This is a genomic window from Mycobacterium lehmannii (genome assembly GCF_001499925.1).
Taxonomy (GTDB): domain Bacteria; phylum Actinomycetota; class Actinomycetes; order Mycobacteriales; family Mycobacteriaceae; genus Mycobacterium; species Mycobacterium lehmannii.
Map to the genome: position 1 here is coordinate 1 of NZ_LQIR01000022.1, position 19,683 is coordinate 19,683.

At 67.3% G+C, this 19,683-nt stretch carries 22 protein-coding genes; 15 read left to right on the forward strand and 7 right to left on the reverse strand.

Annotation, left to right across the window (positions count from 1 at the left end):
* Both AU192_RS12745 and AU192_RS12750 read left to right on the forward strand, forming a co-directional pair.
* Window positions 1-365, forward strand: a 365-nt coding sequence (locus AU192_RS12745) for a DUF4190 domain-containing protein (protein WP_133148029.1), incomplete at its 5' end; no start/stop codon positions are given.
* A 4-nt stretch (window positions 366-369) separates the two neighbouring features.
* Window positions 370-834 (forward strand): DUF4190 domain-containing protein, encoded by a 465-nt coding sequence (locus tag AU192_RS12750; RefSeq protein ID WP_082694006.1) that lies wholly within the window; start codon window positions 370-372, stop codon window positions 832-834.
* Window positions 835-837: 3 nt separating this feature from the next.
* Here AU192_RS12750 and AU192_RS12755 read toward each other — a convergent pair whose 3' ends face one another.
* Complete coding sequence (locus tag AU192_RS12755) at window positions 838-1,794, reverse strand: HpcH/HpaI aldolase/citrate lyase family protein (RefSeq protein WP_094289138.1); 957 nt, start codon at window positions 1,792-1,794, stop codon at window positions 838-840.
* Window positions 1,795-1,819: 25 nt separating this feature from the next.
* On the opposite strand from AU192_RS12755, the gene AU192_RS12760 reads away from it, so the two are divergent.
* The 5 genes from AU192_RS12760 (at window position 1,820) to AU192_RS12780 (ending at window position 7,112) form a co-directional block, all read left to right on the forward strand.
* The gene (locus AU192_RS12760) at window positions 1,820-3,112 is read left to right on the forward strand and encodes a magnesium transporter MgtE N-terminal domain-containing protein (RefSeq protein WP_064396649.1); all 1,293 of its coding nucleotides are present in this window, start codon (window positions 1,820-1,822) and stop codon (window positions 3,110-3,112) included.
* On the forward strand, window positions 3,109-3,660 hold the full coding sequence (locus AU192_RS12765) for a DUF1003 domain-containing protein (RefSeq protein WP_064396651.1): 552 nt from the start codon (window positions 3,109-3,111) through the stop codon (window positions 3,658-3,660). Before AU192_RS12760 ends, AU192_RS12765 begins: the two co-directional genes overlap by 4 nt.
* 186 nt (window positions 3,661-3,846) lie before the next feature.
* The gene (locus AU192_RS12770) at window positions 3,847-5,235 is read left to right on the forward strand and encodes a lytic transglycosylase domain-containing protein (protein WP_064396715.1); all 1,389 of its coding nucleotides are present in this window, start codon (window positions 3,847-3,849) and stop codon (window positions 5,233-5,235) included.
* A 34-nt stretch (window positions 5,236-5,269) separates the two neighbouring features.
* A complete protein-coding gene (locus tag AU192_RS12775; RefSeq protein ID WP_064396652.1) occupies window positions 5,270-6,412 on the forward strand; it encodes an Mrp/NBP35 family ATP-binding protein in 1,143 nt (380 codons plus the stop codon).
* Between the two features lie 76 nt (window positions 6,413-6,488).
* Window positions 6,489-7,112 (forward strand): VldE C-terminal domain-containing protein, encoded by a 624-nt coding sequence (locus tag AU192_RS12780; protein WP_094289142.1) that lies wholly within the window; start codon window positions 6,489-6,491, stop codon window positions 7,110-7,112.
* Window positions 7,113-7,124: 12 nt separating this feature from the next.
* On the opposite strand, the gene tatB is transcribed toward AU192_RS12780, so the two are convergent.
* From tatB to sigE, 4 genes are all read right to left on the reverse strand, one after another.
* Complete coding sequence (tatB, locus tag AU192_RS12785) at window positions 7,125-7,529, reverse strand: Sec-independent protein translocase protein TatB (protein WP_064396655.1); 405 nt, start codon at window positions 7,527-7,529, stop codon at window positions 7,125-7,127.
* A 3-nt stretch (window positions 7,530-7,532) separates the two neighbouring features.
* Complete coding sequence (gene htrA / locus AU192_RS12790) at window positions 7,533-9,017, reverse strand: serine protease HtrA (RefSeq protein WP_064396657.1); 1,485 nt, start codon at window positions 9,015-9,017, stop codon at window positions 7,533-7,535.
* A 69-nt stretch (window positions 9,018-9,086) separates the two neighbouring features.
* Window positions 9,087-9,482 carry an anti-sigma E factor RseA gene (gene rseA, locus AU192_RS12795; RefSeq protein ID WP_064396719.1) on the reverse strand — a complete coding sequence of 132 codons (396 nt, stop codon included), beginning with the start codon at window positions 9,480-9,482 and terminating at the stop codon, window positions 9,087-9,089.
* 76 nt (window positions 9,483-9,558) lie between these two features.
* A complete protein-coding gene (gene sigE / locus AU192_RS12800) occupies window positions 9,559-10,341 on the reverse strand; it encodes an RNA polymerase sigma factor SigE (protein ID WP_064396658.1) in 783 nt (260 codons plus the stop codon).
* 176 nt (window positions 10,342-10,517) lie between these two features.
* Here sigE and AU192_RS12805 point away from each other — a divergent pair, with 176 nt between their 5' ends.
* From AU192_RS12805 to AU192_RS12840, 8 genes are all read left to right on the forward strand, one after another.
* Window positions 10,518-11,177 carry an O-methyltransferase gene (locus AU192_RS12805; RefSeq protein WP_064396721.1) on the forward strand — a complete coding sequence of 220 codons (660 nt, stop codon included), beginning with the start codon at window positions 10,518-10,520 and terminating at the stop codon, window positions 11,175-11,177.
* A gap of 172 nt (window positions 11,178-11,349) precedes the next feature.
* Window positions 11,350-12,048, forward strand: a complete 699-nt coding sequence (locus AU192_RS12810) for a TetR/AcrR family transcriptional regulator (protein WP_064396660.1) — start codon at window positions 11,350-11,352, stop codon at window positions 12,046-12,048.
* Entirely contained in the window at window positions 12,011-12,946 is a 936-nt protein-coding gene (locus AU192_RS12815; RefSeq protein ID WP_064396662.1) for an ABC transporter ATP-binding protein, read from the forward strand. The genes AU192_RS12810 and AU192_RS12815 overlap by 38 nt, the downstream gene beginning before the upstream one ends.
* Window positions 12,943-14,559, forward strand: coding sequence for an ABC transporter permease (locus tag AU192_RS12820; protein WP_064396663.1), 1,617 nt, complete (start codon window positions 12,943-12,945; stop codon window positions 14,557-14,559). The genes AU192_RS12815 and AU192_RS12820 overlap by 4 nt, the downstream gene beginning before the upstream one ends.
* An 11-nt stretch (window positions 14,560-14,570) precedes the next feature.
* Window positions 14,571-15,245, forward strand: a complete 675-nt coding sequence (locus AU192_RS12825) for a methyltransferase family protein (protein ID WP_064396664.1) — start codon at window positions 14,571-14,573, stop codon at window positions 15,243-15,245.
* A gap of 196 nt (window positions 15,246-15,441) precedes the next feature.
* Window positions 15,442-15,738: a type I restriction-modification system subunit M N-terminal domain-containing protein gene (locus tag AU192_RS12830; RefSeq protein ID WP_064396666.1), complete on the forward strand. Its 297-nt coding sequence runs from the start codon at window positions 15,442-15,444 to the stop codon at window positions 15,736-15,738.
* 150 nt (window positions 15,739-15,888) lie between these two features.
* On the forward strand, window positions 15,889-17,172 hold the full coding sequence (locus AU192_RS12835; protein ID WP_064396667.1) for an HNH endonuclease: 1,284 nt from the start codon (window positions 15,889-15,891) through the stop codon (window positions 17,170-17,172).
* A gap of 237 nt (window positions 17,173-17,409) precedes the next feature.
* Window positions 17,410-17,994, forward strand: a complete 585-nt coding sequence (locus tag AU192_RS12840) for a DUF4126 domain-containing protein (RefSeq protein WP_064396669.1) — start codon at window positions 17,410-17,412, stop codon at window positions 17,992-17,994.
* Window positions 17,995-18,007: 13 nt separating this feature from the next.
* Here AU192_RS12840 and AU192_RS12845 read toward each other — a convergent pair whose 3' ends face one another.
* Window positions 18,008-18,256: a hypothetical protein gene (locus AU192_RS12845; RefSeq protein WP_064396670.1), complete on the reverse strand. Its 249-nt coding sequence runs from the start codon at window positions 18,254-18,256 to the stop codon at window positions 18,008-18,010.
* 146 nt (window positions 18,257-18,402) lie between these two features.
* A complete protein-coding gene (gene glgC, locus AU192_RS12850) occupies window positions 18,403-19,617 on the reverse strand; it encodes a glucose-1-phosphate adenylyltransferase (RefSeq protein ID WP_064396672.1) in 1,215 nt (404 codons plus the stop codon).
* Window positions 19,618-19,683 lie beyond the last annotated feature (66 nt).

The following is a 19,683-nucleotide window of genomic DNA, read 5'->3' on the forward strand; positions in this document are numbered from 1 at the left end:
GCCCGCCGATGATCGTGCCCGCCAACACCGGCCAGGGTTATCCACCGCCGCCGCCCTATGGCGCGCCCTCCCCTTACGGCGCTCCGCCCTCGTACGCGGGATACGGCGCACCCGGGTATGCCGACGGTTACGGCATGCCGCAGGACAAGACCAACGGTCTGGCGATCGGCTCGCTGGTGGCCTCGGCGATCGGCGTCCTCTGTGGTGTCGGCTCGCTGATCGGCATCGTGCTGGGCATCGTGGCGCTGAACCAGGTCAAGAACTCAGGCGAGGGCGGCCGCGGATTGGCGATCGCCGGCATTGCCGTCGGCGCGGCGACGCTGCTGCTCAACATCGTCTTCGGCATCGCCATGCTGAGCACCTGACCCAGTGAGCGGCGGCGACCAGGACGGGGTCGGGAACACCGGCAGGCCCGACCCGTTCGCACCGGTGGATTACCCCACCGATGCGGGGCTGCCGCCGCCGCTCGATACGCCGCCCTCACCGGGTTATCCGCCGCCCTATCCGGCTTCTCCTCCTAACCCTTATCAGGGCTACTACCCGCTCGGCAGTTACGGATACGACCCCTACCGGCCGATCCGTCCTGCGGGCACGAACGGGATGGCGATCGGCGCGTTGGTGTGCTCGCTCGTCGGGGTGTTCTGCTGCGGCGTGACGTGCATCGTCGGGGTGATCCTCGGTGTCATGGCGATGCGCGAAACCAAACGCACCGGACAGGACGGATTCGGAATTGCGTTGGCGGGCACGATCATCGGCGGGCTGGCGGTCGCAGGCTTCGTCGTCTACATACTGCTTTACCTGAGCCTGCTCGCCACCGGAGGGTTGTGGGCCTGAGCGTCACTGCGGCGGACGGAATGGCTCGCCTTGGCGCTGCATGCCTGCGGCGCGGCCCTTTCCGGCGATCACCAGGGCCATCTTCCGACTCGCCTCGTCGATCATCTCGTCGCCCAACATGGCCGCGCCCCTTGCCCCGCCTGCGCGCGAGGTGTGCCACTCGTAGGCCTCGAGAATCAGTTCGGCGTGGTCGTAATCCTTCTGCCGGGGACTGAAAATCTCGTTGCCCGCGACGATCTGGTCGGGGTGCAGCACCCATTTGCCGTCGTATCCGAGCGCCGCGGAACGGCCGGCGACGCGGCGGAAGCCGTCGACGTCGCGAATCTTCAGATAGGGACCGTCGATCGCGAGCACGCCGTGCGTCCGCGCCGCCACGAGAATGCGCATCAGCACGTGATGGTGCGCATCGCCGACGTCGTAGCCCTCCGGCTGCTCGCCGACCTCGAGCGTGCGCATGTTCAAGCTGGCCGCCATGTCGGCGGGTCCCAGCACCAGCGCCTGCACCCGGGGTGCGGCCGCGATCGCGTCAATGTTGGTGAGGCCCTGCGCATTCTCGATCTGCGCCTCGATACCGATGCGGCCGACCGGGAGGTCGTGGGTGGCCTCGAGTTGGCTCAGCAACAAGTGCAGCGCCTGGATGTGGGAGGCGTCGCTGACCTTGGGCAGGACCACGATGTCGAGTGCGGCACCGGCGGTCGCCACCACCTCGATGATGTCGGCGTAGGTCCACGGCGTCGTCCAGTCGTTGATCCGCACACCGCGCAGCTGACCGGCCCACCCCGGCTCCGCCAGAGCGGTCGCCACCCGGGTACGAGCCTCGGCTTTGGCCTCGGGCGCGACGGCGTCCTCGAGATCGAGGAACACCTCGTCAGCGGTCAGGGTTTTCGCCTTCTCGACCATTTTCGCGCTGCTCCCGGGAACGGAAAGGACCGTTCGGCGGGGTCGATACCGGTTTTCCACAACCACACTCTCTACCCTTTGATGCATGGCGGCGGTCAACAGGGTCTATGCGGCTCGTCTCGCGGGGATGGTGGTCTTGGGCCCCGACGGCGAATCCATCGGCCGTGTCCGTGATGTGGTGGTCAGCATCAGCCTGGTGCGCCAGCAACCCCGCGTACTCGGCTTGGTTGTCGAGATGCTCACGCGGCGAAGGATTTTCGTACCGATTCTGCGGGTGACGTCCATCGATCCCGGCGCGGTGACGCTTGCCACCGGCAGTGTGTCGTTGCGCCGGTTCGCCCAGCGTCCCGGTGAGGTGCTCGTGCTCGGGCAGGTGATCGAAACCCGCGTCCGAGTCGACGATCCGGACCTGCCGCAGCTGGCCAACGTCGATGTGATCGTCGTCGATCTCGGCATCGAGCAGACGCGCACCCGCGACTGGATGGTCACCAAGGTCGCAGTCCGCCCACACCGGCGCTTGGGCAGGCGCGCCAATGTGCACGTGGTGGACTGGCAGGACGTTCAGGGCCTGACACCGTCGGGTCTGGCGATGCCCGGCCAGGGCGTCGCGCAACTACTCGACCAGTTCGAGGGGCAGCGCGCCGTCGAGGTGGCCGAGGCGATCCGGGAGCTGCCTGCCAAGCGGCGCTACGAACTGGTCAACGCCTTCGACGACGAGCGGCTGGCCGACGTGCTGCAGGAGTTGCCCGAAGACGACCAACTCGACGTGCTCAGGAGGCTACCGGCCGACCGCGCCACCGACGTCCTCGAGGCGATGGACCCCGACGACGCCGCCGACCTGCTCGGGTCGATGACGCCGACCGACGCCGAGCAGTTCCTTCGTCGCATGGACCCCGAGGATTCCGAGGATGTCCGTCGCCTGCTGGCGCACTCTCCCGACACCGCGGGCGGGTTGATGACATCCGAGCCCGTCGTGCTGGCCCCGGACACCACCGTCGCCGAAGCACTCGCGCGGGTCCGCGATCCGGACCTCACCCCGGCGTTGGCCTCGTTGGTGTTCGTCACCCGCCCCCCGACCGCCACGCCCACCGGTCACTACCTGGGTTGTGTGCACCTGCAGCGCCTGCTGCGCGAGCCGCCTGCCGATCTGGTCAGCGGCATCGTGGACACCGATCTGCCCAACCTGTCCCCCGACGACTCACTGGGCGCGGTGACGCGCTACTTCGCCGCCTACAACCTGTTGTGTGGGCCGGTCGTCGACGAGGAGAGCCACCTGCTGGGCGCCGTGTCGGTCGACGACGTGCTCGACCATCTGCTGCCCCACGACTGGCGCGAGACCACCGAACCCGAGCTCACCGGCGCCGAAGGCACCTCATGAGCGACCGCAGCCGGCTCGATACGCCGCTGGCCACGCGGCGGCGGTTCTCGTTCAACGTCGATCCCGAGGCGGTCGGGAACGTCAGCGAGAACATCGCCCGGTTCCTGGGCACCGGGCGCTACTTGGCCTGGCAGACCATCCTCGTGATCGTCTGGATCACGTTGAACCTGTTCGCGGTCGGGCTGCGCTGGGACCCGTATCCGTTCATCCTGCTCAACCTGGCGTTCTCCACCCAGGCGGCCTACGCGGCGCCGCTGATCCTGCTGGCGCAGAACCGTCAGGAAAACCGCGACCGCGTGTCACTGGACGAAGACCGTCGCCGCGCCCTGCAGACCAAGGCCGACACCGAATACCTGGCTCGCGAACTGGCCGCGCTGCGGTTGGCGATCGGCGAGGTGGTCACCCGCGACTACCTGCGCAGAGAACTCGACGAGATGCGCGAAATGCTGGCCTCCCTGCAGCACCCGGCTGGCGGATCGGACGACGACGAAGCTGGCCGGAGCGACCCGGGTGAGCGCCGGCCGAAAAAGTCGAGTGCAGGTGGCTAACGAATTGCTGTAACGCGGCGGTTATCTAGTAGGTATGGTGACTTGGTTCACAAGCGATCGCAAACATAGGACGGTTGAGTGCACATAAGGGGAGGAGCCGCCGCCCTCAAGGCCGTGCGGCGCCAAACGGGGCGTCTGCGGCGAATCCCGGGCCCTCACGTGCAGAAGCTGGCATCCGCCAACCGCATGCGCGCCGGCCTCGGCGTGGCCATCATCACCCCGATCATCCTGGCCGGCAGCGTCGGCGCCTCGGCGCCGTCCCCGCAGACCCCGACCTCGGATGCCGCGGTGACGCCACTGGCCGCTGTCGAACCGTCTCCGGGCGCCCGGTCGGGCGCATCGGTGGTCGCCGTCGCCAAGGAACCGATGGCCTTCCACATCGCCGCCTCGACGGTGTCGGCTCCCCCGCCCGCCGCAGTGGTCAATTCGCCTGGCGCACTGGGCATTCCCGGTATGGCCTTGTCGGCGTACCGGAACGCCGAGCGCATCATGGCGTCCGCTTACCCCGGCTGCGGCCTGAGCTGGAACCTGTTGGCCGGTATCGGGCGCATCGAGTCGATGCACGCCAACGGAGGCGCGACCGACGCCCGTGGCACCGCCATCCGCCCCATCTTCGGGCCCACGCTCGACGGCACTCTGCCCGGCAACGAGATCATCGTGCAGAGCCGCGTGGCCGACCGCGTCACCTACGCCCGCGCAATGGGACCGATGCAGTTCCTGCCGGGCACCTGGTCGCGGTACGCCTCCGACGGCGACGGCGACGGCAAGGCCGAAGTGCAGAACCTGTTCGACTCGTCACTGGCCGCCGCCCGCTATCTGTGCAGCGGCAACCTGAACCTGCGAGACCCGAACCACGTCATGTCGGCGATCCTGCGTTACAACAACTCGGTGGCCTACGCGCGCAATGTGCTGGGCTGGGCCGCGGCGTACGCGACGGGCGTCGTGCCGATGGATCTGCCTCCGATCACCGGATCGGTCCCGACGTTGGAAGACACCCCCGCCAACGTGCACCTCACCGATCTGAAGGAGTACCAGGGCCTCGGGCCGGGTCTGCCCCTCAACGCTCTGGGACTGCCAGAAGGCGATCCGTTGGCGTTGATGCCGTTGCTCGAGCGCGACTCGGTAGCCAGCCGGATGGGCAATATGCCGGGCTTCGTTCCTGGTCAGCGGCTCGGTCCCCTGCCAGGGCCGGCACCGCAAGCACCGGCGACGCCACAGGCCCCCGCGCAACCGCCGCCGTGGACACCGCCGTGGATGCAGCCACAACGGCCCGAGTGCGCGGTGTTCTGCATCGAGGACAACCCGGCGCCACCGCTGCAGCCGGCACTCGGTGGGCCTCCGATAGCCAACCCGATGCTTCCGCCCGCACCGGCGCCGTTGGGGCCGCCCGCACCACTGGGTGCTCCGCAGCCTGGGCCCGCGCCGATCGGCGCACCGGCTCCCATCGGCGCACCCGGTCCGGCTCCCGTCGGGGCACCCGCGCCAGGCCCGGCTCAAGCATCCGCACCCGGTCCGGCGGCACCCGCCCCTGGCCCGGCTTCCCAGCCGGGTCCGGCGCCGGGACCCGTCGGTTAAGCGCCGCCGTCGAGTCGGCCTAGACTCGACGGTGATGTCTCATTCACCCGCTGACCTGGAAACCGCGATCCGTCGCGCGCTGGCCAAGGTGATCGACCCCGAGCTGCGGCGGCCGATCACCGAGCTCGGCATGGTCAAGAACGTCACCGTCGAACGTGACGGGGCGGTCCATGTGGAGATCTACCTGACCACCGCCGCGTGCCCGAAGAAGACCGAGATCTCCGAACAGGTCAGCCGGGCCGTCGCCGACGTCCCGGGAACCGGTGCCGTGCGGGTCAGCCTCGACGTGATGAACGACGAACAACGCACCGAACTGCGCAAACAACTGCGTGGTGATTCGCGCGAGCCCGTCATCCCGTTCGCCCAGCCCGGTTCGCTGACCCGCGTCTACGCGGTGGCCTCCGGTAAGGGTGGCGTCGGCAAGTCCAGCGTCACGGTGAACCTCGCCGCGGCCATGGCCGCGCGTGGCGTGTCGGTCGGAGTGCTCGACGCCGACATCTACGGGCACTCCGTTCCCCGCATGATGGGCATCACGGACCGGCCCACCCAGGTCGAGTCGATGATCGTTCCGCCGGTCGCCCACGACGTCCGGGTCATCTCCATCGCGATGTTCACCCAGGGCAACACCCCGGTGGTCTGGCGCGGCCCGATGCTGCACCGTGCGCTGCAGCAGTTCCTCGCCGACGTCTACTGGGGTGACCTCGACGTGCTGCTGCTCGACCTGCCGCCGGGCACCGGCGACGTCGCGATCTCGGTGGCCCAGCTGATTCCGGGCGCGGAGATCCTGGTGGTCACGACGCCCCAACTGGCCGCCGCCGAGGTGGCCGAGCGGGCAGGAGCGATCGCGCTGCAGACCCGTCAGCGCATCGTCGGCGTGGTGGAGAACATGGCCGGGCTGACGTTGCCCGACGGCACCACCATGCAGATCTTCGGCGAAGGCGGCGGCAAACAGGTCGCCGAGCGGCTGTCGCGCGCGATCGGCGCCGACGTGCCGTTGCTGGGCCAGGTGCCGCTGGACCCCGAACTGGTGACGGCAGGCGACTCCGGCGTCCCGCTGGTGCTCTCCGCACCGGACTCGGCGGCCGGTAAGGAGTTGCGCAGCGTCGCCGATGCCCTGTCGAGCCGCAAACGCGGACTGGCGGGCATGTCGCTGGGTTTGGACCCGGCCGGTCGATAACACCTCGCGTGTCCGAGCCCGAACTCCGTCACACCCTGTCCGACAAGGCGTTACAGTGCTGTTCGTGGGTAGGGCGATGTTAGCCAACGGGCGCGGCAAGTTGCTGGCGCTCGTTGCGTCCATCACGCTGTCCGTCGCCCTGTTCTACGCTCAGACCGCCGAACCCGCGGCACAGCATTCCGCCCCGCCCGCGGCCGGGCATCAGGATGCGCCTGCGGCCGCCCCCAGGGTCAACACACCCACCGAAGCGGAGTTGCTCGCGGCCAGCGCGCCCGTCGCCACGGCAGCGACCCCGTTCGCGTTGCCCGCCGGTATCACGCCCGAAAACGGGTTGCAGGTCAACACGATTCGGGTGGCCCGCGCGATCAGCGTGTTGTTCCCCGAAGTCAAGACGATCGGCGGATACCGCCAAGACCCGCTGCGGTGGCACCCGAACGGCCTGGCGATCGACGTGATGATCCCGAACCACGGCAGCGAAGCGGGCATCGCGCTCGGTAACCAGATCGCCGGGATCGCGTTGGCGAACGCGGAGCGCTGGGGTGTGATCCATGTGATCTGGCGGCAGGGCTTCTACCCGGGCGTCGGGGCACCCAGTTGGACGGCCGACTACGGCAACGAAACCGCCAACCACTTCGACCATGTCCACATCGCCACCAACGGCGGCGGATACCCGACCGGCGACGAGGACTATTTCATCTGAGCTCTCGCCGCTTTATGTGGCGTCGGTGTCGAACGGTGTCGTCGCGGGCGCTTGCGGTGCTGCGGGCGGAGCCGTCTGCGCAGGCGGCTCCGTCGAGGAGATCGGCTTATCGGCCTGCTTGCGGTCGAAGTTGCCGGTGAAGATCGAGTCGTCGCCGTCGAGCAGATGTTTGGTGAGCGCGGCGCGCGGCGTCATACCGCGCAACTTGTTGAGCTCGCTGAGCGGCTCGCGCAGGTCGTCGAACTCCGGTCCGAGGTCTTCCCGCAGTTGACTGGTGGCGCCGCTGATGTAGTCGCGGGCCTGCCGCAGCGCGCCCGTCGTCCACCGGATTGCGCCGGGTAGCCGCTCGGGTCCCAGGATCACCAGACCGGCGATCACCAGGATCAGCATCTCGCCCCAGCCGATATTGGCGAACATCGGCTATGTGGTGTCGGGACCCGGGTTGACGGTCAGCGTGACCCGCCGGCCGTCGCGCATCACCTCGATCGGTGCGTCCTGGCCGATCTTGAGCTGACGCACGGCGACGACGAACTCGTCGGCGTCGGCCACGGTGCGGTCCCCGACCTTGACCACGACGTCGTTCTCCAGGATTCCCGCCTTTTCCGCGGGGCTGCCGGCCTTCACGTTGGCCACCTGGGCGCCGGAGGCGATGTCGTTGCTGACCGAGCGGGCGGTCAGGCCCAGCGTCGGGTGGGCGATCTTGCCCTCGCGGATGAGCGAGTCGACGACCGTCTTGACCTCGTTGATCGGGATCGCGAACCCTAGCCCGCTGGCGCTGTCCGACAGCGACTTACCGGCGGTGTTGATGCCGATCACGTTGCCGTTCATGTCGATCAGGGGGCCGCCGGAGTTGCCGTGGTTGATCGGCGCATCGGTCTGCAGACCGTCGATGACGGTGTCGGTGTCGGAACCGTCGCCCGACAGCGGCACCGGGCGGTGCAGCGCGCTGATGATTCCAGCGGTGACGGTGCTGCGCAGACCCAGCGGGGCGCCCGCGGCGATCACCTCGTCGCCGACGCGTAGCTTGTCCGAGTCGCCCATCTGCGCCACGGTCAGGTTGTCGACGTTGTCGACCTTCAGCACGGCCAGATCGGTCTTGGGATCGCGGCCAACGAGGTTGGCGGGCACCTCTTTGCCGTCGTTGAAGACGATCTTCATCTTGTACTTGCTCGGGTTGTTGGCGGCCTCGGAGATGACGTGGTTGTTGGTGACGATGTACCCGCGTCCGTCGATGACGACGCCGGAGCCCTGCGAACCTTCCTGATCGCTGGTCGCCTCCACCGTGACCACCGAATCAGCTACGGCGGCAGCGACTTTGGCGATATGACCTTCGGGCGGCGGACCGCTGTCGGTGGTGTCGAGCGTGACCTTCGACGTGGTGAACGCCTCGACCACCTCGGCGGTCTTGCGGCCGACCCAGCCGCCTGCGAAGCCGATCACCAACGCGATGATGGCCAACATCGCCAGCGCGACGTAGGACACCCGGCCGCCGAACAGCACGTCGCGCACGCCCAACTTGCCCGTGGGGACATTCGCCGGGGGTCGCGGCGGCTCGTGGACCGCGGGGGCGCCAAGAGCGGCCGGCGCCGACGGATCCCGCCACGGGTCGGCTGCCAAGTCGGTGTCCTGATCCCGCTCGGCTTCGAGCGCGCCCGCGTCGGCGGGATGGCGCTGCAGCGAGTCGCCGCCGGGATGGGGCTTGCCGAACGCCTCGGCCAGCACCGGGTCGGGCGGCTGGTTGGTCGGCGTGAACTCGCCTTGGTCGCGATATTTGTCGAGGCCCACGAACGAACCCTCGACACCGTCGGGCCTGCCGAATGCGCGCTGCGCCGCCGGATCGACGGGCGGCCGCGAGACAGGGCGCGGTTCCAGGCGTTCACGCCCGGTCTGGTCGAGATTGGTCACCCGGTCATCACCCTCTGTGAAAGCGCCTGCGAATGCCGGCGCGGATCGCTGCTGGTCTTCGCACTTACCCTACCGGCGCTTGCGCCGAGAACGCTGTGTGCTGTCAGCAAACTGGGACTGCTGCGTCTCGACGGGCGGCTCCGGTGGAGCATGGTGCGGGATCTCGGACAACAGGCCCAGCAGCGAGCTCGGCATGGCGACCGGCCGGCACTCCCGCAACGCCGCGCGCGCTTGGCGCTGGGCCTCGACCTCGGCGGCGCACTGCGGGCACAGCGATAAGTGGTGGGCGGCGCGCAGATGCGGGGTCAGCCTCAGTTCACCGTCGACGAAGGCGGCGACGGCCTCGGTCGAGAGGTGCTCAGTGGAGCCGAACTCTCGCGGCCCGACGGGCGCGTCGCTCTGGGAGGCGAACTGAGAGGGCAACCACGAGAAGGCCCGGCGGAACACGTGTCCCGGGTCGACCATCGCCCCGCTCCTCTCGCTGCGTGTCACGGCGTCCATTCGAATGTAGCGCGGCGGGCTGTGCGGATGCCCGCGAACGTCAGGCCGTTTTGGCCGCGTCGCCGTTGCCAACCCCGGTCTCGCCGTGGTTGGCCAGGTAGTCGCGAAGCGCCTGCCGCCCGCGGTGGATGCGGCTGCGCACGGTGCCCAACTTGACGTCGAGCGTCGCGCCGATCTCCTCGTAGGACAGTCCCTCGATGTCGCACAGCACCACGGCGGCGCGAAACTCCGGCGGCAACGAATCCAGCGCGGCTTGCAGGTCAGGACCGAGCCGCGAGTCGTGGTAGATCTGCTCGGGGTTGGGATCGTCGGCCGGAACGCGGTCGTAGTCCTCGGGAAGCGCCTCCATACGGATGCGGCCGCGTCTACGCACCATGTCGAGGAACAAGTTGGTGGTGATGCGGTGCAGCCAGCCCTCGAACGTGCCGGGCTGATAGTTCTGCAGCGAGCGGAACACCCGGATGAACGTCTCCTGGGTGAGGTCCTCGGCGTCGTGCTGATTACCCGACAGACGGTAGGCCAGCCGGTACACCCGGTCGGCGTGCTGGCGTACCAGCTCGTCCCATGAGGGCATGGTCGATTTGTCGCCCGTGGCGTCGAACACCGCGGTGCCGGTCATTTCGTCGGAAGGCTCGACCCATTCCCCATCCGCGAACTGTTCGAGGTGGGACATCGAAGTCGGCGCCATCTTGATGGTGGTCGTCAGATCCTCCTGGTCACAGCCGCCATCACGGTGCGGCGGTTCGTTACTGCCCGCAACGCGGAGATCCGCATAGGTATTCCCTGGTTGGTCCCCTGGATGCCAGCGTCCGCCGTTTTCCATGGGACATACCGTCTCCGACCGTTCCGTGCCTGGCATATGAGCAAACTGAACATTTCCTGAGAAAGCTTTCCTACCCATTTTTGACCTGCGCGAACCCGCTGAAAATTCGCATGATCGGGTCGTCGCGAACGGGCGTGTCGCGATGCTGGCCCGCACCGGTTGGCTACGCTGCGGGCATGGCCGGCACCGACGACGTCATCGGACCGCACAGCCGTGCCGACTCCATCGTCTCGCACGCCGAGCAGTCGATCTCCGAGGACGCCATCGTCGCCGCGGCGCGCGAACGCGCCCTCGACATCGGCGCAGGCGCCGTCACCCCCGCGGTCGGCGCGCTGCTGTGCGTGTTCGCCAAGCTGACCTCCGCCAAGGCCGTCGTGGAGGTCGGGACCGGCGCCGGGGTCAGCGGACTGTGGCTGCTGTCGGGTATGCGCGAAGACGGCGTACTGACCACGATCGACGTCGAACCCGAGCATCAGCGCATCGCCAAGCAGGCGTTCACCGAGGCCGGGATCGGACCCGGGCGCAGCCGTCTGATCAGCGGGCGCGCCCAAGAAGTGCTGACCCGCCTCGCCGACGAGTCGTACGACCTGGTGTTCGTCGACGCCGATCCGCTGGATCAGCCGCAGTTCGTCGCCGAAGCCGTCCGGTTGCTGCGCCCGGGCGGGGCGATCGTGCTGCACCGCGCGGCGCTCGGGGGCCGGGCCGGCGACGCCACCGCCAACGACGCCGAGGTGGCGGCCGTGCGCGAGGCCACCCGGCTGATCGCCGAGGACGACCGGCTCACCCCGGTGTTGATCCCGCTGGGCGACGGCCTGCTCGCCGCCGCGCGCGACTGAAATCTCTCCGCTGTTCCCTCGGGTCGCCGAGTTCTGCGGTCGCCGAGTTCTGCGGTCGCCGAGTTCTGCACAGTGGTCGCGCTCGCCGCGCGATCGCGACCCTCATGCAGATCTCGGCGTGCTCTTTCATGCATCTTGACCACCGACTGAACGTGCGTTTAGTCTACTGAACGTGCGTTCAGCTTCGAACGATCTCACGGCCGTCGCCCGGATTCGCGATGCCGCGATCGACCAGTGGGGCCAGCACGGGTTCAACGTCGGCCTCCGAACCATCGCCGAGGCGGCGGGGGTGTCGGCCGCGCTGGTCATTCACCACTTCGGCTCCAAGGACGGACTGCGCAAGGCGTGCGACGACTTCATCGCCGACGAGATCCGCCAAGCCAAGACCGAGTCGATGCAAACCAGCGATCCGGCGACCTGGCTCGCCCAGATGGCCGAGATCGAGTCCTATGCGCCGTTGATGGCGTACCTGGTTCGCAGCATGCAGTCCGGCAGCGAGCTGGCGAAGTCGTTCTGGCGTCGCATGATCGACCAGGTCGAGCAGTACACCGACGAAGGCGTTCGATCGGGTGTACTCAAGCCGAGCCGTGACCCCCGCGCAAGGGCCCGGTACCTCGGGATGATCGGCGGAGGCGGCTTCTTGCTGTATCTGCAGCTGCACGACAATCCCACCGATCTGCGGGCCGTGTTGCGTGATTACAGCGAGGACATGGTGTTGCCCGCCCTCGAGCTCTACACCGAAGGGCTGATGGCCGACTCGACCATGTACGACGCGTTCCTCGCCCAGCGCGAGAAAGGCATCCCGTTCACCACCGGGGAAGAAGGAGATCGCGATGACGGCTCAGACAGCGCACCATCGGCGGCAGGCTGACTTCAACGGACCTGCCGTCGAAGTTCGCGGACTGACAAAGGCTTTCGGACGGACCAAGGCGCTCGACGGACTGGATTTGACGGTGGCGCCGGGACAGATCACCGGCTTTCTCGGCCCGAACGGCGCGGGCAAGTCGACCACAATCCGCGTGTTGCTCGGCCTGTTGCGGGCGGACAGCGGCACGGTGCGGCTGCTCGGCGGCGATCCCTGGCATGATGCGGTGGCACTGCACCGCCGGATCGCCTATGTGCCGGGCGATGTGACGTTGTGGCCCAACTTAACCGGGCTGCAGGCGATCGACTTCCTGGCCCGGCTGCGCGGCAACGGCGTGGACACGGCCCGGCGGGATCAGCTGATCGAGCGCTTCGAACTCGACCCGCACAAGAAGGCCCGTACCTACTCCAAGGGCAACCGGCAGAAGGTCGCCATCATCGCCGCGTTTTCCACCGCCGCCGAGCTCTACATCCTCGATGAGCCGACGTCTGGCCTGGATCCGTTGATGGAGAAGGCTTTTCAGGAGTGCGTGGGTGAAGTCGTCCAGCGCGGCGCTGCGGTGCTGTTGTCGAGCCACATCCTGGCCGAGGTCGAAAAGCTGTGTGACAGCGTCACGATCATCCGCGCCGGTCGCACCGTGCGCGCCGGCACCCTCGCGGAGCTGCGGCACCTGATGCGCACGACCGTGACCGCACGCACCCGCAACGACGGCCAGCGCCTTCGGGGCGAGCCGTTCGTCCACGACTTCGCGGTCACCGACGGGCACTACGTCTTCTCGGTCGACCGCAACGATCTTGACCGCGCGATGGGCATTCTGACCGAGCTCGGGATCCTCGACCTGACCGTCACACCGGCGTCTCTGGAAGACATGTTCCTGCGCGAGTATCGGGGGGTCGCGCGATGACGACGATGACGGTGTCCGCGCCGCGCACGCAACGGCATGGCCGTTCGAACGCCTGGACGGGCACCGCAGACCTGCTGCGCCTGGCTCTGCGCCGGGACCGGCTCCGGCTCAGCGTCTGGGTCGCCGTCCTGACGATGCTGATGGCCTATGCGCCCGCCGCGATGGAGCTGGCCTATCCCGAAGAGGCGCAGCGGCTCACGCGCGTGGATCTGCTGAGGACGCCCGCGGGAATGATGATGGGCGGACCCATGTTCGGGCGCAACGAGACCGACCTCGGCGCGATGATCGCGAACGAGATGATGCTGACGCTGATCGTCGCCACGTCGATTCTCGCGATCCTCACGGTGATTCGCCATACCCGGGCCGAAGAGGAAAGCGGCGCAGCCGAGTTGGTGCTGTCATCGGTCGTGGGCCGCTATGCGCGAACCGCAGCGGCACTGATCCTGGTCGGCGTGGTCAACGTGATGCTCACCGTGACGATGACGCTGGCGATGGCCGCGAGCGGCTTCTCGCTCATCGACACTGCGGCGATGTGTCTCGGCGTGACCGGGGTGGCCATGCTTTTCGGCTCCGTGGCCGCGGTGACCGCGCAGTTGTGGCGCCAGTCGCGTACGGCGTCCGGCGCGGCCATGGCCGTGCTGGCGGTCGCTGCGGTGGTCCGTGGAATCGGCGATGTGATCGACAATTCCGGCAGTGCGCTGAGTTGGTTCTCCCCGATCGCGTGGGCCCAACAGATGCGCGCGTTCGTCGATCTGCGGTGGTGGCCGTTGGCGCTGCTGATCGCGCTCACCGTCGCCCTCATCGCACTGGCTGCGGCGCTGGAGGGCAGGCGCCAGTACGACGCCGGTGTCATTCCGTCCACCGGTGAGCATCCCGACGCCCGCCCCATCAGGGGTGTGCTGGGTCTGCACCTGACGCTGCAGCGAGGTCAGACCGTCGGCTGGACCATCGGATTGTTCCTCGGCGGCCTGGCATTCGGGTCGATGACCAAATCCCTGCTCGACGCGGCCGAGACCAACGACGTGATCCGGCTGATGATGGCCCAGCAGGGCACCGACGGCGTGTACACCACGATGACCCAGTTCCTCGCGGCCGCGGCGAGCGCGTACGTCGTCGCCGCCGCGCTGCGGGTTCACACCGACGAGGGCAACGGCCTGGGGGAAGCCGTGCTGGCCGGAGCGGTGTCGCGATGGCGCTGGCTGACGACGGCCGTCGTATCGGCGGTGCTCGGTTCGGTGGTGCTGATGTTCGCCGCCGGACTCGGCAACGGGTTGGGCGCGGGACTCACGGTCGGCGAACCAAACACGGTGCTGCGCCTGACGCTCGCCGGCCTGGCCTTCGTTCCCGCACTGGGGGTGATGGCGTCCGTGGCGGCGGTGGCCGTCGCGATGCAGCGGCCCGTGCTGGGTTGGCTGGCGGTAGCGTTCGTCGTCACCGCGCTGTACCTCGGCCCGTTGTTGCGGTTGCCGCAGTGGCTGATCGACCTCTCTCCGATCGGACGCACGACCGCGCCGATCGACTATTCGGTGGCCACGCTCGTCCTTCTGGCGGTACTCGCCGCCGCCCTGACGTGGGTGGCCGGTGCGCTGTACCGGCACCGCGACGTGGTCTGAAAGGAGCAGACATGAAGACCGCTCTGCAGGTATTAGCGTCGGCCGCGTTCGGATTCGCGTTCTTCGCCGCGGCGCTGTTCTGGCCGGCCGGGACGTTCGACTATTGGCACGCTTGGGTTTTCATCGCGGTGTTCATCGTCGGCACGATGGGACCAACCATCTATCTCGTCATCAAGCGTCCCGACGCGTTGCGCAGGCGTATGAGGGCGGGCCCGTTCGCAGAAACCCGACCGGTACAGAGGGTCCTCATCGCGGGGATCGTCTTGATGGTGGTCGTCGTGCTGGTGGTCAGCGCACTGGACCATCGCTTTGGATGGTCGACAGTGCCGACGGCGGTGGTGGTGCTCGGCAATGTGCTGGTGTGGACGGGTCTGACGCTTTCTCAGCTCGTCATCATCCAAAACGATTATGCCGCAGCCACGATCACCGTGGAGTCGGGTCAGTCGCTGGTCTCGACCGGACTGTACGGCGTCGTGCGACACCCGATGTACGCCGGCACGCTGACCATGTTGCTCGGTACCCCGCTCGCACTGGACTCGTACTGGGGACTGGCCGCCATCCTGCCCGTCCTGCTGCTGCTCGTCGCGCGCATCGACGACGAGGAGAAGATGCTGCGGCAGCAATTGGCCGGTTACAGCGCATACCTCGACCAGGTTCGGTATCGGCTGATACCTGGAGTGTGGTGACGGGAACCTTTGTCGAGCCATCGCATCCGGCGGAAGTTCTTAGTCGCAGAGAAGCGCGGATGGGATGCGCCGGTCGAGCCGTCTGGCTGTGCAGCCCGCGTTGAGCTTCGGGAAGCGCTCGACGACAGCGATGTGACGGAATGCCAGTGCCTCAATTTATAAAGTTGGTTCCGGTCCGCGCAATGAGTACTGACTGGTGATCACCGGAGATCTGAAAAGCAAGGTCCACCGCGTATGGGATGCCTTCTGGTGGGGGTTTTTCACACCGATCGAGGTCATCGAGCAGCTGACTTATCTGCTGTTCATCGGGCGCCTCGACGACGTCAACACGTTGGCGGAGAAGAAGAGGCGTGTGGACGGGCCCAATGAGGTGATCCTCTTCGGTGCCGATCAGCAGGCTTGCGCCGGAAGAACCTCAAGGACTGCGAACGGCCATCATGTTCGACAGCGTTGGCCAGAAGATGCTTCCGTTCCTGCGCGGATTGGGCGGTGACGGTCGACGTGCTCCGAGCACGTGAAGGATGCCTGCTCCACCATCCCGAACTTGGCCATGCTGTCGCGCGTTGTGGACATGATCGACGACATCCCGATGGAGATGAGCTGGTGATGAGATTTGTCCCCCGCATCAGCTAGACTCGCACATATGTTCGAACCACTGGCAGTCATCGACACCGATGGCGATGAGGCGACGCTGGTTGACTGCATCGCCGAACTCGAGCACTTCAAGTCTGTCGCCGCTGCTAGACAGGCCCGGTTGACCGCGGCACTGGACCAAAAGCGCCGCGCCCGCGAGGCCGCGGAGGGCGTGCCCGCAGCCAAGCGTGGTCGCGGCTTGGCCAACGAAATCGCGCTGGCCCGAAACGATTCCCCTAACCGCGGCGGCCGTCATCTCGGTTTCGCGCGAGCCTTGGTGCATGAGATGCCCCACACGCTGGCCGCCCTGGAGGCCGGCGCGCTCTCCGAGTGGCGTGCCACCCTGATCGTCCGCGAATCCGCCTGTTTAACCCTGGAAGACCGCGGAAAACTCGATGTCCGGATGTGCGCGGATCAATCCGAACTCGAAGGCAAAGGCGACAAGCGCATCGCCGCCGACGCCAAAGCCATTGCCTATGAACTCGATCCACAAGCGATCGTCGACCGCGCCGTACGCGCCGTGCGCGAGCGTACTGTGACGATCCGTCCAGCCCCCGACACCATGGCCTATGTGACCGCGCTGCTGCCCATGCCCCAGGGTGTGTCCGTCTACGCGGCCCTCAAACGCGCCGCCGACACCACCTTCGACGATCGCAGCCGGGGCCAGATCATGGCCGACACCCTCTTCGAACGCATCACCGGCCAGCCTGCAGACGTTTCGGTGCCGGTCGCCGTCGACCTAATCATCACCGACGAGACGCTACTCGGCGGTGACACGACTCCCGCACGCGTTCCGGGTTACGGACCGATTCCTGCCTCGGTCGCGTGCCGATTGGCGAGCCGAGCCGTCACCGACGAGCGTTCGAAAGCCACGCTGCGTCGGCTGTACCGTCATCCGTCATCCGGCGCGTTGGTCGCCATGGAGTCGCGAGCTCGTTTGTTCCCGAAAGTCCTCGCGCAGTTCATCGCCTTCCGAGATGACACATGTCGCACGCCATACTGCGATGCCCCCATCCGGCATACCGACCATGCCACTCCGCACGGCGTGGGCGGGGAGACCAGCGAGCTCAACGGCGTCGGCAACTGCGAAGCCTGCAATTACGCCAAAGAAGCTCCGGGATGGCGGGTCACCACCCGACGTGACGGGGAGAGCACCCACAGCGCCGAGGTCACTACGCCGACCGGTGCCCGCCACCGATCTAAAGCGCCACCGCTGCCCGGCCGGCCGCCCTCGCCGGCAAGCAAGGTCGAAATCGCCTTCGCCGACGAAATCGCCTGGCGCGACGCTGCCTGATTCGGGGTTGTTCATCGCTTGTCAGTCCTGGCTGCTGCCAACGGTGTCATGGAGCCGGTACGGCTCTACGATTCGCCGTATACAGACGGCGCACCCCACGGTCCCGACACGGTATTCGCCGGCGCGGATGTTGAGGTATTCGTCGCCCCTTGTGCAGCTTTACGGATCGACGTCGGCCGCCCACAGTGCGCCACTCTATCGGCGATGCGATCGCGGCTTGCGGCTCATAATGCGGAGATGGAACTGCTGACCGGCCTCGGCCTGGCGACCGCGGCGGGGCTCAACGCCTATATCCCCCTGTTGGCGCTTGGTCTGCTGTCGCGGTTCACCAACCTGGTCGCCCTGCCCGCCGGCTGGGCCTGGCTAGAGAACGGCTGGGTGATGGCGATCGTCGCGACACTTCTGGTCGTCGAGATCGTGGCCGACAAGGTCCCGGCGCTCGACAGCGTCAACGATGCCGTCCAGACGTTCGTCCGGCCGACCGCGGGCGGCATCGTTTTCGGTTCCGGCACCGCGGCGCAGACGTCGGCGGTCACCGACCCCGGCGCGTTCGCTCAGTCCGGGCAGTGGATTCCGGTGGTGATCGGTGTCGTGGTCGCGCTGGTGGTGTCGCTGACCAAGTCGACCGTTCGTCCGGCGGCCAACGTCGCCACCGCCGGGGTGGCCGCACCGGTGCTGAGCACGGTCGAGGACGGGGTCAGTGTCGGACTGGTCCTCGCCGCGATCCTGGTGCCCGTGCTCGTGTTGGTGGCCGTCGTGGTCCTGGCGTGGCTGGCGGTCTGGATTCTGAGGCGACGGCGCCGCAACGCCGCAGCGAGCTGACTCCAGGTCCCGCTCACGTCAGCGTCGTGACGTAATGGCCGCCGGATAAGACGTCGATGTACCTGTTGCCGCTGATGTCCTTGTAGCCGCAGGTCGACACCGAGCCCTTGTTGGTGTAGGTCCCGCCGGCGGCTTTGCATTCGCTTTTGATCGTCTTCTCCGAGAGCTTCTCAGCGTGTGCGGCCGGCGCGGTCGTGGTCATCAGGGCGCCGACGGCGATCGCGCCGGCGGCGACGGCGGCCGTGATGGTGTTGCGTTTCATCGTTGTCTCCTGTGCTCGTGGCCTCGCGGGCCGTTTGACAGGAGCCAGCGTGAAACACCAGGGCACAACGCATAAGGAGGGCGATGCCGAAACTCGTCGAGTGCGCCCCTGGGTCTGGCGGACGGTCCGCGTTAGGGGGTTAGGGGTTAGATCCAGACGCCCTTGCCGACCGCGACCACTCCTCCGGCGCTGATCGCGAACCGTTCGCGGTCCTTGTCGAGGTCCACCCCGACCATCTCGCCCGGACCGACGACCACGTTCTTGTCCAAGATCGCGTGGCGCACCACCGCCCCGCGCCCGATGCGGGCCCCGGGCATGATCACGCTGCCCTCGACGATCGCCCCGTCGTCGACGACGACGTTGGACGACAGCACCGAATTCCGCACGGACGCAGCCGAGATGATGCTGCCGGCGCCGACGACCGACTCTTGGGCCGAACCGCCGTTGACGAACTTCGCCGGCGCGAGCATCTCCGACTCGCCGCGGATCGGCCAACGCTTGTTGTAGAGGTTGAACACCGGGTGCACCGAGACCAGGTCCATGTGCGCGTCGTAGAACGCATCGAGGGTTCCCACGTCGCGCCAGTAACCGTGATCGCGTTCGGTCGCACCGGGCACTTCGTTGTTGCTGAAGTCGTACACCGCCGCCATGCCGTCGTCGACCAGACGGGGGATGATGTCGCCGCCCATGTCGTGGTCGGAGTGGTCGTCGTCGGCGTCGGCGCGGATCGCGTCGATCAACACCTTGGTGGTGAAGATGTAGTTGCCCATCGACACGAACGCCTCGTCGGGATTGTCCGGCGTGCCCGGCGGGTCGGGGGGCTTCTCGATGAAGCTGCGGATGCGGCCGGACTCGTCGGCGTCGATGACCCCGAACGCGGTGGCCTCCTGGCGCGGTACCCGGATACCCGCGACCGTCGCACCCGCGCCGCTTTCGATGTGGAACTGGACCATCTGTTCGGGGTCCATGCGGTAGACGTGGTCGGCGCCGAACACGACGATGTAGTCCGGATCTTCGTCGTAGATGAGGTTCAGCGACTGGTAGATCGCGTCCGCGGAACCGGTGTACCACCGTGGACCGAGCCGCTGCTGGGCCGGGACGGGCGTGATGTACTCACCCGCAAGGCCCGACAATCGCCAGTTCTGGGAGATGTGACGGTCAAGTGAGTGCGACTTGTATTGCGTCAGCACGCAAATCCGGAGATACCGCGCATTGACCAGATTCGACAGCACGAAGTCGATCAAGCGGTAGGCGCCGCCGAAGGGAACGGCGGGCTTGGCTCGATCCGCGGTCAACGGGTAGAGCCGCTTGCCCTCCCCGCCGGCCAGGACGATGCCCAGCACGTGTGGCAGTTCCCTCATGCTTCAAACCTATCGGCCGCTTCTGTCCTGGGCTACCCATTCCACGACGAGTCAACGTCTTCGACG